This window comes from Pseudoalteromonas sp. 78C3 (genome assembly GCF_002836695.1).
Lineage (GTDB): Bacteria > Pseudomonadota > Gammaproteobacteria > Enterobacterales > Alteromonadaceae > Pseudoalteromonas > Pseudoalteromonas arctica.
Genome location: NZ_PJAV01000173.1, coordinates 26,107 through 39,562 on the forward strand (window position 1 = coordinate 26,107; position 13,456 = coordinate 39,562).

Consider the following 13,456-nt stretch of genomic DNA (forward strand, 5'->3'; position numbering starts at 1 on the left):
GCCCTGCTTTAAGCTAATTCAGTTAATACTCAGGGTAATTGAGTTAGTATGCGGGTAATTTATATAATAAAAGCCGTCCTATGCGTTTACCTAAGTTAGTAGTCACTCTTTTTATTACTTCAGTTTTAGCCGCTTGTAGTAGCCAGCCTATTGTTAAATCATCTGCTGGAGAAATCACTCAAGTTGGGAAAGCATCTTTTTATGCTGATAAATACCACGGAGGAACAACCGCCAACGGAGAGCGCTTTAGCCAACAAGCCGCCACGGCAGCCCATTTAGAATTCGATTTTGGTACTACGGTGGTTGTTACCAATCTAGCCAATAACAAATCAGTCACGGTAAGAATTAACGATAGAGGCCCGTATGTGCGAGGTCGTATTATTGATTTATCAAAAAGTATGTTTAAAAAGATAGCCGACCCTAAGGTCGGCGTTATTGATGTATCAGTAAAGGTTTTAAAACCGGGTAGTTAGCGCAACATAACCAGGATAAGCCCCACTGAGCTCTTTATGAGAGCCTTGTGCGACTACTTTACCGCCTTCCAACCATACAACATTATCCATTTGAGCAAGTAGAGCGGGATCGTGCGTAATTGTGAGCACGCTCGCGTTATTCATAACATGCATTATTGCTTGCATTACCCCTTGCTTAGACTGATTATCAAGACCTTCTGTTGGTTCATCAAGAACTAAAATAGCCGGACTTTTAAGTAATGCTTGTGCAATAGCTATACGTCTAGACTGACCTTGCGACACATTACGCCCGCCAGTGCCTAATCGTGTTTTTAAACCTTCTTTTAGCTCATTAAACCAAGGGCTTAATTGCGCTAATGAGAGCGCTTCAATCATTTGCTCTTTAGTTGCATTTGGCGCGGCATAACGTAAATTTTCACTCAGTGTGCCATCAAAAATATGGTGCTGCTGAGCTAATATATTTATCACACTTGCGCGTATATCATTATTTAACGAATGTAAGTCAACAACGCTATTTTGATTGTTTAGCGTTATGCTGCCTTGTTGTAAAGGCCATAAACCAGTAAGTAGATTGACAAGCGTTGTTTTACCGCTGCCGCTTCTACCTACAATCGCTACTTTTTGCTGGGGCATTAGCTCAAAACTGATATTAGTAAGCGCTGTTTGCTCACCATATTGGTAGCTAATATTGTTAAGTGCTAGCGTGTGGTTTTGCGCGCTAAAGTTTTCATTAACGTCTACATGTGTATCTTTAACTTGTGAGTTAGCGGCTTTATCTTCAAGTGTAAACAACCGCTCTGCTGCTTTTAATACACTAGGAAGCTCTATAAACGCATTGGGTAGTAGCAATACACTTTCAAAGCTTGCCAGTACAAACAGGCTTAACATAGCAAGTTCTACATTTACCATACTGTTGGCGTAAACCAGTGGGACAATGGTTACTATGCTAGCAAGCATCGCTAATTGAACAACCAATAAGCTTAACCCATCTGAGTTTGCCAGTGCTTTGTGGCGAATAAATAATTGCTGATTGTACTGCTCGCTTAATTCGTCGCACTTATTAAGCTGCTGCGAACGGGCTTGATAAATACTAAGCTCTCTAAGGCCTGTAAGTGTATCTGAAAGCTCAGAGCGAAGTTGTGCACTAAGTTGTGTTTCTTTGTGGCTGTTTTTAGTGAGCTTTGCGCTGAGTAGGGCAGGTATAACCACACCAATAAGTATAATGCCAGTAAAGCAAATAAGGGCGACGTTGCCATTATAGGCCGACATAAACAGCATGATGATTGGCACACTTAAAAGAGCGACCAGCATAGGAAGTAAAACGTTTAAATAAAACTTGTCGAGTGCGTCTACATCGTTTTGTAATCGGTTAACTAGATCAGCGCTGCGGCTCATTGCTAAATCAACATTGTTAAGCTTGCTTAACGTTGCAAATACATTGGTACGTATTTCACTTAGTAATAAAAACGTGGCGTTATGAGTAACTAGGCGTTCGCCATAGCGCGATGCTGTTCGCACAATTGCTAAAAAACGAATCGTGCCGGCAGGGGTAAAATAATTCATTTGTACGCCCGCAATACCAGCAGCGGCCATTGATGCTAAAAACCAACCAGATATAGCCAACAGGCCCACATTAGCTAATACCGTAATCGTTGCTAAAAATGTACCCAATAGCATCGCTTTATAATGAGGAGCACAAAGCTTTAATAAGCGAATAAAATTATGCATGCGCCACCCCTTGTTTAGCCGTTTTTAATAAATCAGCAAATGCACCATTTTGCGCTGCAAGTGTTTCAAAGTGACCTTGCTCAGCTATTTTTCCATCGTGCATAACAATGATATTGCTGGCATGTTTAACGGTATTTAATCGATGAGCAATGACTAATACTAAGTTATTTTTAGCGTATTCATTAATAGCATCTTGAATAAGCAGCTCTGTTTGGCTATCAAGGTGTGCTGTAGGCTCATCAAGCACTAAAACTGGTGCTTGTTTTATGAATGCACGTGCGAGTGCGATGCGTTGCTTTTGTCCGCCAGAAAGCCCTTCCCCTTGCTCACCTATCAGTGTGTTAAAACCATCGGGTAGGGTATTTATAAATTCAAGCACACCAGCTTGCTTTGCAGCATGTTCAAGCTCTTGCTGTGTGGCAGTTGGTTTGGCCAATTTTATGTTGGCAGCAATGGTGTCGTAAAACAGCGTCGCTTTTTGTGGTATCCATGCAATGTTATTTTGCAGGTAAGTAATATCGGTTGTGCTTAAACTCTGATCATTAATAGATAGGTGGTTTATCACCTCAGGATGAAACCCTAATAAGCAGTCAAACAACGTACTTTTACCTGAGCCACTACTGCCCACAACGGCAATTAAGCCTTTATTTGGCAGTGTTAAATTTATATTTTTAATGCCTTCGTTACTATCTGGGTATATAAAATTAAGGTCGGTAATACTTATGGAGTTAATTGCATTTAAAGTTAAATTGTTTTCAGGCGTGCTTGTAGTCACTGACGCATTTTCGTCATTTGGCAGTGGTGCATTTAAAATCGCAACCATATCGGCAGCGGCACTAATGCCTTGTAAGCGTGCATGGTAATGGCTACCTAGCTGGCGCAGTGGTAAATAAAATTCAGGCGCTAAAAGTAGCACCACAAAGCCAGTAGCAAAATCAAGAGTGCCAAAAAACAGTCTAAAACCAATAATTACTGCGACTAATGCCACGCTAATGGTGGCTAAAAACTCAAGTGCAAATGATGATAAAAACGCGATTTTTAAAACATCGAGTGTAGCGTGTCTAAAATCATCTGAAATTTTAGCTATTTGTTTAAGCTCGGTACGTGTTGCATTAAATAGCTTGAGTTGAGTTAAACCTTGTATGCGGTCAAAAAAGTAATTGCCCAGTACAGCAAGTTGCTCCCAGCGTTTTTGGTTTAAAGCTTCGGCTTTTGAGCCTACTAAAATCATGAAAAAAGGAATGAGTGGGGCGGTTAATAAAAATATCAGCCCAGCTTTATAATCTGTCGGAAAAATAACAACCAATATTGCCAGCGGAATAAGCGCGCTGTAAGCAGCACCAGGTAGGTATTTAGCATAATAGTCGTGGAGTGCTTCTACGCCATTATGTAGGGTATTTAATGTAGCGCCTTGGCCGTGTTGTTCTATATAGCTTGGCCCAAGTAAGCTGAGCTTATTTAGAAGTGTTTGGCGCATAGCCGATTTTATTTTAAGTGCAGCATATGCACTCAAGCGTTCGCTTAATGCTAAAAACACCGCGCGCAATAAAATAATGCCTGCTAAGGGCCATAATAAATGAGTAACTTGGGCTAAATTATTACCTTCAAACATAACGTTGTGAATAGTTTGCGCAAGTAAATAAGCACCTGCAATCATCAGTAATGCGTTAAAAGTACCCAGTGCAATGCTTAACTTTAACCACACTGCAGCGGGTTTACTTTGACGCTTTAAAAAAGCGCGCAGTGATTGCTGCTGCGCGCGATCTGGTCGGGGGTTAGTCGTCATCTTTTGTGTTGTTAGCATCGTTTAATAAATCGTGCATGGCTTGTTCATCATCAGCAATGCTGTTTTTATTTTGATGAAATTCGTACCACATTACATTTATTACACCTAAGGTACAGGCCAAAAGTACACCTAAAATCCAAGCGAAATACCACATAGTTTAGTCTCCTTAGTAGCTACCGTGAGTGTTGTTTTCAATTTCTTCAACCGTTACTCTGCGCCACATTTTTACATAACACCAGGTGGTGTAAGTTAAAATAAGTGGAACAAAAATACACACTGCAACAAACATTACATTGAGCGTTTTATGACTCGATACTGCATCCCAAATTGTTAAGCTAATATTTGGATTGTTGCTTGATGGCATAATAAATGGGAACAGTGAAACACCGGCCGTCATAATCACGCCAATTAACATTAAGCTTGTTGAAATAAGTCCAAGTGCTGGTTTGTTCAATTTAGAAAACAATAGCGCACTTAGTGCCATTACAAACGCTAAAATAGGGAAGGTCATTGTCCACGGGCGGGTGCTGTAATTACTTAACCAAGCACCTTGGGCTGTTGTTACTACTTTAGCTAATGGGTCTGCATGACTTTGTGTATCAGGCATCGATACAATTTGGTAACCCGTTAAATTAGCAACCCAAAAGCCTGCTGCAGCAAATAACACAATAAATACAATCAGTGAATAACGACCATATTGCCCTGAGCGATCTGCTACTGCATCAGCTGTACGAAGTTGTAACCACATACCAGCATGAGCAATTAGCATAGTGATACTCACTAAACCAGCAAGCAAACCAAACGGGTTAAGTAAGCCAAAAAATGAGCCTTGGTAGCTAACACGCATTAGATTATCAATATTAAACGGTACGCCTAAAAATAAATTACCAAATGCAACACCAAAAACTAATGCCGGAATCGCGCTGCCTGCAAGCAAGCCCCAATCCCAGTTATTGCGCCAGCGTTTTGAGTCTACTTTACTGCGGTAATCAAACCCTAGTGGTCTAAAAAACAAAGCAAAGAGTACTAGCATCATGGCAAAGTAAAAGCCCGAAAATGCGGCAGCATAAACCATAGGCCACGCTGCAAACAACGCGCCGCCTGCAGTTATAAACCATACTTGGTTACCATCCCAATGCGGACCAATAGTGTTTATTACTGTACGGCGCTCTGAATCTGTTTTACCAACTAGGCGAAGCAACATAGCAACGCCCATATCCATGCCATCGGTAATAGCAAAGCCAATAAGCAGCACACCAATGATCAACCACCAAAGCATTTTTAATGTTTCATAATCAAAAATCATGATTGCTCTCCTTCAGTTTGATCCGTTTTATTTGGCAATTCAAAATGATATTTACCAGTATGTAGCGAGCTTGGTCCTTGCTTAACAAAGCGGATCATCAACCAACCTTCAACAATGGCTAAACCAGTATAGAAAACAATAAATCCAGTTAAGCTAATTAAAATATCGTTTACTGTTAGTGACGACGTGGCTAAAAAGGTCGGCAGTATTTCAGATATAGCCCAAGGTTGACGGCCATACTCAGCAACTATCCAGCCAAATTCAATAGCTATCCAAGGTAGTGGAATGCTCAATACGGCAGCCCATAACAACCAGCGTTTTTGCTCAATAACGCGATGTGCGTTGTAGTAAAATGCCAATATAAATACACCCAGCATGGCTACACCACAGGCAACCATAATCCTAAATGACCAAAACATAGGGCCTACTTTAGGGAAAGAGTCTTTAACGGCTTTTTGAATGTGCTCTTCGGTAGCATCTACAACATCAGGTGTGTAGCGCTTAAGTAGCAAGCCATAACCTAAATCATCTTTTAGGGTATTAAACTTAGCAACATTTTCTGGCGTATCTTCACCGTTTCTGAGTTTTGTAAGGTATTCATAAGCAATCATACCGTTGCGAATACGTACTTCGTGTTGTTTTTCTAGGTCGTTAATACCCGTTACTTGCTCATCAAGTGAACGCGTAGCAATTAACCCAAGTGCGTAAGGTATTTTAACCGCAGCATGTGTTACTTGCTCTTCTGAATCAGGAAAACCAAATGCGGTAAACGCAGCCGGAGCCTCTTCTGTGTGCCATTCAGCTTCAATCGTGGCAAGTTTTACTTTTTGAACTTCACCTACTTCGTAGCCTGATTCGTCACCGAGTAAAATTACACATAGAATTGATGCTAAACCAAAGCCCGATGCGACCGAGAAAGAACGTTTAGCAAACGCTAAATCACGGCCTTTCAAGATGTACCAACTGCTTATGCCCAGTACAAACATAGATGCAGCTACATAACCTGCCGATACGGTATGAATAAACTTAACTTGTGCTACAGGGTTAAACACAAGCTCTGCAAAGCTGGTCATTTCCATGCGCATGGTTTGATAGTTAAATTCAGCACCTACTGGGTTTTGCATCCAGCCGTTGGCTATTAAAATCCACAGCGCCGACATGTTGGTACCAATGGCCATTAAAAAGGTTGCACCTAAATGTTGGCGTTTAGAGAGTCTGTCCCAGCCTAAAAAGAACATACCTACAAAGGTCGATTCTAAAAAGAATGCCATTAAACCTTCAATAGCAAGGGGAGCACCAAAAACATCACCTACGTAATGGGAGTAATAAGACCAGTTAGTACCAAACTCAAATTCCATGGTAAGGCCTGTCGCCACACCAATTGCAAAGTTAATACCAAACAATTTTCCCCAAAACTTAGTCATATCACGATAAATTTCGCGACCGGTCATAACATAAACCGATTCCATAATAACTAAAATCCAGGTCATACCTATCGTTAACGGTACGAATAAGAAATGAAAGAGAGCGGTAACAGCAAACTGTAATCGCGATAGATCCACAAAGGTTTCATCTATCATTATTGGCTCCTTGAGAGTGACGGATTAACAGGGCAACATTTAATTGGCAAAGTTAAGGTTTAATGAACTTTCAGTAATTACTGAAAGTTTGTAATAGTATTTACTTTTGTGCAATTTTTGTCAACATACATATTAGTAAAACTTAATATATATTTCCTATGCTACATCAGTATTAAAAACAAACAACATAAAGCCTTAACTTACGTGATAAAAAACCAGTTATTTAAAGCGTTTAACCAAACAGTAAAACACGGTAAACTAACAAGCATGAACGCCTGGTTTACTTGTGAAATAAAATCAAATGAATAAAGATAAAAAACAACTACGTATTGGTATTGTGGCAGGTGAACTGTCGGGCGATATTTTAGGTGAAGGTTTAATTAAAGCCCTTAAAAAACATTTTCCGGACGCTATTTTTGAAGGAATAGCAGGACCTAAAATGCAAGCGCAGGGCTGTAAAACACTTTACGACATGGATGAGCTTTCGGTAATGGGGCTTGTTGAGGTGCTAGGGCGTTTGCCGCGTTTGCTTAAAATACGTAAACAACTCGTGCAGCATTTTGTAGATAACCCACCTGATGTATTTATTGGTATTGATGCACCCGATTTTAACTTACGCGTTGAAAAGCCACTTAAAGATGCGGGCATTAAAACAGTACAGTATGTAAGTCCGTCTGTTTGGGCGTGGCGCGAAAAGCGAATTCATACAATAAGTGCAGCGACTAATTTAGTGCTTGCGTTACTGCCATTTGAAAAAGAATTTTACGATAAGCACCAAGTGCCATGTACATTTGTAGGTCATACCTTGGCAGACGATATAGCGCTTGAACACGACGACAGCAAAGCACGTGCAGAACTCGGCTTAAGCCTTGATGACAAAGTACTGGCGTTACTTCCTGGTAGCCGAGGCTCAGAAGTTGGCTTACTAAGTGAAACTTACATTAAAACAGCTGCAGAGCTGCAAGCTAAAAACCCCAATCTTAAAGTTGTGGTGCCACTGGTTAACGAAAAACGCAAAGCGCAGTTTACTGATATATTAAACGCTACCGCGCCAAACCTTAATGTTAACCTGCTTGATGGACAATCAAAATTAGCGATGCAAGCTGCTGATGCTATTTTATTAGCGTCGGGCACTGCAACACTCGAAGGCATGCTTTATAAAAAGCCAATGGTAGTGGGCTATAAAATAAAGCCTTTGAGCTATTGGATATTTAAGACTTTATTTACGTTTAATATTAAGTATTTTTCGTTGCCTAACTTATTAGCAGACGAAGAGCTAGTGCCTGAGTTTTTACAAAGTGAGTGTAATGTGGCTAATTTAACAAATGCGCTTACTCCTATGCTCAACACTGATAACAAAGAGCTAAAAGCACGCTTTTTAGCTATTCACGAAAAAATTAGATTAAATGCCAGCGAACAAGCAGCGAATGCTGTGGCGGAGTTAATAAATGCAAATTGATAGACCTAATGTATCCTTAATTGCCGGTGTAGATGAAGTAGGGCGCGGCCCGCTTGTTGGTGATGTAGTTACTGCTGCCGTCATTTTAGATCCCGCTAAACCAATAGCTGGCTTAGCGGATTCTAAAAAATTAACAGATAAAAAACGCCAAGCGCTTGCGATTGAAATAAAACAAAAAGCATTGTGTTATGCCTATGGGCGCTGCAATCCAACTGAAATTGATGAGTTAAATATTCTGCACGCGACTATGCTCGCTATGACCCGTGCAGTAGAGGCATTAAGTACGCAACCTGAATTTGTATTTATAGATGGAAACCGCTTACCAAAACTCACTATGCCAGCGCAAGCTATTGTTAAAGGCGATAGCTTAGTGGCAGAAATTTCAGCGGCGTCTATTTTAGCTAAAGTAGCACGCGATGACGAAATGATTGAGCTTGATAAACGCCACCCTGAATATGGCTTTGCAGGGCACAAAGGGTATCCAACAAAAGCACATTTTGCAGCGCTTGAGCAGTACGGCGCGATTGATGAGCATCGTAAAAGCTTTAAACCTGTGCAGCGTGTATTGGCGCAAGCCAATGGTGAGGGTTAAGCATGGCTGCTCCTGATTTTGTTCATTTAAGAGTTCATTCAGATTTTTCGATGGTTGACGGCCTCGCTAAAACAAAGCCGATAGTCGCTAAAGCACAACAGCTGCAAATGCCCGCTATTGCGATTACCGATCAAATGAACTTTTGTGGCTTAGTGCGTTTTTATGGCGCAACACATAACGCCGGTATTAAGCCTATTGTGGGTGCTGACTTTTGGGTTCGTAGCCCAGAATTTCCTGACGAGCCAAGCCGCTTAACCATATTAGCCAAAGACAACGACGGCTATAAAAATATTACCTTATTAATATCTAAAGCGTATCAACGTGGGCATGTGTTTCATCGCCCAGTGATTGACCGAGAATGGCTGGTGGAGCATAAAACGGGCTTAATTATTCTCTCGGGCGCTAAAGATGGTGACTTAGGTAAAGCGTTACTAAAAAATAATCCAAGTGTTATTGAGTCGGTAATTAGCTTTTATAAGCAGCATTTCAGCGATAACTACTACCTTGAGCTTGTGCGCACCAATCGACCGCTTGAAGAAGACTACTTACACATGGCGGTAGAGCTTGCTACCAAAGAGCAGTTACCTGTTGTAGCGACCAACGAAGTAGTGTTTTTAAAGCCTGAAAACTTTGAAGCGCACGAAATTCGCGTTGCTATTTTTGACGGCTACACGCTTGACGATAAACGCAGACCTAAACGGTTCTCTGAAGAACAATACCTAAAAACATCAGAGCAAATGGCTGAGCTGTTTAGCGACATTCCAGAAGCCCTACAAAACACAGTAGAAATAGCTAAACGTTGTAATGTAACGGTTCAGCTAGGGACTTACTTTTTACCTGATTACCCAACTGGCTCACTTAAGATTGATGAGTTTTTAGTTAAAGTATCAGAAGACGGTCTTGAAGAGCGATTACAGTTTTTATTCCCCGACGAAGAAGAGCGAAAAGTAAAACGCGTTGAATACGATGAGCGACTTGATATAGAGCTCGGCGTAATTAACCAAATGGGATTCCCAGGTTACTTCTTAATCGTAATGGAGTTTATTCAGTGGAGTAAAGATAACAATATTCCGGTTGGGCCTGGTCGTGGTTCAGGTGCAGGTTCATTAGTTGCATACGCACTTAAAATTACCGATTTGGATCCACTTGAATTCGACTTGCTTTTTGAGCGGTTTTTGAATCCAGAACGTGTATCAATGCCCGATTTCGACGTCGATTTTTGTATGGATAGACGAGACGAAGTAATTGATCACGTATCGGCTTTGTATGGGCGTAATGCGGTATCGCAAATTATTACCTTTGGCACCATGGCTGCAAAAGCGGTAATACGCGATGTAGGGCGAGTGCTTGGGCACCCTTACGGGTTTGTTGATCGTATTTCTAAAATGATCCCCGGCGATCCTGGGATGACACTTGCTAAAGCGTTTGATATAGAACCGCGCTTGCAAGAAGCCTACGATGGCGATAACGAAGTAAAAGATTTAATCGACATGTGTCGCATCCTAGAAGGGTGTACACGTAACGCCGGTAAACATGCGGGTGGCGTAGTAATATCGCCAACCACTATTACCGACTTTGCCGCGCTTTATTGCGATGACGAAGGTAAGTTTCCGGTAACGCAATTTGATAAAAACGACGTAGAAACTGCAGGCTTAGTTAAGTTCGATTTCTTGGGTTTACGTACACTGACTATATTGCAGTGGGCGGTCGATATGACCAACGTGCGCATGGAGCGCCAAGGTAAAGACCTCGTTGATATAAATACCATCCCACTGGATGATAAAAAAAGTATTGAATTATTACTTCGCGCCGAAACGACTGCTGTATTCCAGCTAGAGTCGCGCGGTATGAAAGACTTAGTACGCAGACTTAAGCCCGACTGCTTTGAAGATATGATTGCACTCGTGGCCTTGTTTCGACCAGGTCCGCTGCAATCAGGTATGGTAGATAACTTTATCGACCGAAAACTGGGCCGCGAAGAAATCTCATACCCAGATGCGCAGTATCAGCACGAAAGCTTAAAACCAATACTTGATCCAACGTACGGCATTATCTTGTATCAAGAACAAGTAATGCAAATTGCGCAAGTACTAGCAGGTTACACGCTAGGTGGCGCCGACATGCTGCGTCGTGCAATGGGTAAGAAAAAACCCGAAGAAATGGCAAAGCAGCGTTCAACGTTTGAAGATGGCGCAAGAAATAACGGCATTGACGGCGAACTCGCAATAAAAATCTTCGACTTGGTAGAAAAGTTCGCAGGTTACGGTTTTAATAAATCTCACTCGGCGGCGTATGCACTTGTTTCGTATCAAACGCTGTGGATGAAAACGCATCATCCTGCAGAGTTTATGGCTGCGGTAATGTCGGCTGATATGGATAACACCGACAAAATCGTTATTTTGGTGGATGAATGTGAAAACATGAAGCTCACCTTATTGCCGCCAGATGTGAATGCAGGTGAGTTTAAGTTTACAGTAAACTTGCAAGGCGAGATTGTTTACGGTATTGGCGCGATAAAAGGCGTAGGTGAAGCACCGGTTGATGCAATATTAGAAGCGCGTGCAAAAGGGGGCCCATTTAAAGATTTATTTGATTTTTGTGCCCGAGTTGATTTAAAACGCTTAAATAAACGCGTGACCGAAAAATTAATTTATTCAGGTGCACTCGATAATTTAGGGCCAGAAAAAACCCAAGCTGGCCGTGCTACATTACTAGCTAGTTTAAAAAGTGCAATGCGGGCAGCCGACCAACACAACAAAGCTGAGCTATTAGGGCAAAGTGATTTGTTTGGTTTATTAGCCACTGAGCCTGATGAGGTTGAACAAGCCTTTATTAAAGCCACAGGCCTAACTGATAACGAATGGTTAGATGGTGAAAAAGAAACCCTAGGCCTTTATTTAACTGGGCATCCGATAAATCAGTACCGCCGTGAGCTTAGGCATTATACCAGCGGGAAAATAGTTGATTTACAGCCAACGAACCGCGATGTATTTGCAACAGCCGCAGGTTTGGTGATTGCTTCTAGGGTATTAATTAACAAAAAAGGAAATCGTTGGGCCTTAGTAACTTTAGATGACAAGAGTGCACGGATTGATGTACGCTTGTATTCAGACGAGTTTGAAAAGTACCAAGATATGCTCCAAGTTAACAATATCTTGGTAATATCTGGACAGGTCAGCTTTGATAACTTCTCCGGTGGTATTACAATGACCGCCAGAGAAATAAACACCATTGCTCAAGCGCGTGAAAAGCGTATTAAAGCGATTAAAATGACGCTGAACATGGTGCAAGTCGAGGCAGGTTTCTTCGATAAATTACAAAAAGTACTCGAACCCTATAAAATGGGAACGTGTCCGATCAAGGTTTATTACCAACGTCCAGATGCGTTGGCGCAATTAACTCTTGGGATCGAATGGTGTGTTACGCCAAGTGACGACTTAATTCATAAGTTATCACTAATGGCTGCGCAAGATGTAGAACTAGAATTTAACTGATTAGGTAGTTTAGAGCATGAGCCTCAATTATCTTGATTTTGAGCTTCCAATTGCAGAATTAGAAGCAAAAATTGAAGAATTACAAAATATAAGCCGCGCTGGCGAATTAGACCTTGAGTTAGAAGAGGAAGTCAGCAAATTAAAAGAAAAAAGTGCCAAACAAAAACAGGAGATTTTTTCTAATTTAGGCGCTTGGCAAGTATCACAGTTAGCACGTCATCCGTTGCGTCCTTACACTCGAGATTATATCGAGCGCATTTTCACGGAATTTGACGAGTTTGCTGGCGATCGTACTTTTGCTAACGATCCGGCTATTTTAGGAGGCGTTGCGCGTTTAGATGGCGAACCAGTAATGGTTATTGGCCAACAAAAAGGCCGTGACACTGCTGAAAAAATTAAACGCAACTTTGGTATGCCAAAGCCAGAAGGTTACCGTAAAGCATTACGCTTAATGGAAATGGCTGAGCGTTTTAAAATGCCAATCATGACCTTTATCGACACGCCGGGTGCATACCCAGGTGTTGGCGCTGAAGAACGTGGTCAATCTGAAGCAATCGCGCGTAACTTAAAAGTAATGGCGACACTTAAAGTGCCGACAATATGTACGGTTATTGGTGAAGGCGGTTCAGGTGGTGCATTAGCGATTGGTGTTGGCGACAGAGTTAACATGTTGCAATACAGCACTTACTCTGTAATTTCGCCTGAAGGTTGTGCGTCTATTCTTTGGAAAAGCGCCGACAAAGCACCACTTGCAGCAGAAGCAATGGGTGTAACCGCAGAGCGAGTTAAAGAACTAGATTTAATCAGTAACTTAATTGATGAACCTCTAGGTGGCGCGCACCGCAATTACGATGCTATGGCACGTAACTTAAAAGTTCGCCTTAAACGTGACTTAGCAGACCTACAAGCGCTTACGCTTGAAGAAATGCTTGATCAACGTTACAAACGTTTAATGTCGTTTGGTTATTGCTAAACACATTAAATGTTAAAAAAAAGCCGCTTATGCGGCTTTTTTGCTTTAAAATGTTCAGAGTTTTT

At 41.5% G+C, this 13,456-nt stretch carries 10 protein-coding genes; 5 read left to right on the plus strand and 5 right to left on the minus strand.

The annotated features are described in order from the left end of the window. The first annotated feature begins 80 nt into the window (after positions 1-80). The gene (locus CXF76_RS18880; protein WP_024590726.1) at positions 81-473 is read left to right on the plus strand and encodes a septal ring lytic transglycosylase RlpA family protein; all 393 of its coding nucleotides are present in this window, start codon (positions 81-83) and stop codon (positions 471-473) included. Here the strand turns inward: CXF76_RS18880 and cydC are convergent. Genes cydC through CXF76_RS18905 form a run of 5 tightly spaced genes read right to left on the minus strand, consistent with a single transcriptional unit; the run spans position 456 to position 6,873 of the window. Then, on the minus strand, positions 456-2,201 hold the full coding sequence (gene cydC / locus CXF76_RS18885) for a thiol reductant ABC exporter subunit CydC (protein WP_101164357.1): 1,746 nt from the start codon (positions 2,199-2,201) through the stop codon (positions 456-458). The genes CXF76_RS18880 and cydC overlap by 18 nt on opposite strands. Beyond that, positions 2,194-3,987, minus strand: coding sequence for a thiol reductant ABC exporter subunit CydD (gene cydD, locus CXF76_RS18890; RefSeq protein WP_101164358.1), 1,794 nt, complete (start codon positions 3,985-3,987; stop codon positions 2,194-2,196). The genes cydC and cydD overlap by 8 nt, the downstream gene beginning before the upstream one ends. After that, the gene (gene cydX, locus CXF76_RS18895) at positions 3,977-4,141 is read right to left on the minus strand and encodes a cytochrome bd-I oxidase subunit CydX (RefSeq protein WP_002958303.1); all 165 of its coding nucleotides are present in this window, start codon (positions 4,139-4,141) and stop codon (positions 3,977-3,979) included. Before cydX ends, cydD begins: the two co-directional genes overlap by 11 nt. Positions 4,142-4,153: 12 nt before the next feature. Next, a complete protein-coding gene (gene cydB, locus CXF76_RS18900) occupies positions 4,154-5,293 on the minus strand; it encodes a cytochrome d ubiquinol oxidase subunit II (RefSeq protein ID WP_101164359.1) in 1,140 nt (379 codons plus the stop codon). Continuing rightward, the gene (locus tag CXF76_RS18905; protein WP_010553739.1) at positions 5,290-6,873 is read right to left on the minus strand and encodes a cytochrome ubiquinol oxidase subunit I; all 1,584 of its coding nucleotides are present in this window, start codon (positions 6,871-6,873) and stop codon (positions 5,290-5,292) included. The genes cydB and CXF76_RS18905 overlap by 4 nt, the downstream gene beginning before the upstream one ends. A gap of 301 nt (positions 6,874-7,174) precedes the next feature. On the opposite strand from CXF76_RS18905, the gene lpxB reads away from it, so the two are divergent. The 4 genes from lpxB to accA are packed head-to-tail and all read left to right on the plus strand — an operon-like array spanning position 7,175 to position 13,391. Further along, complete coding sequence (lpxB, locus tag CXF76_RS18910; protein WP_101164360.1) at positions 7,175-8,332, plus strand: lipid-A-disaccharide synthase; 1,158 nt, start codon at positions 7,175-7,177, stop codon at positions 8,330-8,332. Then, a complete protein-coding gene (gene rnhB, locus CXF76_RS18915; RefSeq protein ID WP_007581013.1) occupies positions 8,322-8,924 on the plus strand; it encodes a ribonuclease HII in 603 nt (200 codons plus the stop codon). Before lpxB ends, rnhB begins: the two co-directional genes overlap by 11 nt. A gap of 2 nt (positions 8,925-8,926) precedes the next feature. Then, on the plus strand, positions 8,927-12,418 hold the full coding sequence (gene dnaE, locus CXF76_RS18920) for a DNA polymerase III subunit alpha (RefSeq protein WP_101164361.1): 3,492 nt from the start codon (positions 8,927-8,929) through the stop codon (positions 12,416-12,418). 16 nt (positions 12,419-12,434) lie between these two features. Continuing rightward, positions 12,435-13,391, plus strand: coding sequence for an acetyl-CoA carboxylase carboxyl transferase subunit alpha (gene accA, locus CXF76_RS18925; RefSeq protein ID WP_007581016.1), 957 nt, complete (start codon positions 12,435-12,437; stop codon positions 13,389-13,391). The last annotated feature ends 65 nt before the right edge of the window (positions 13,392-13,456 follow it).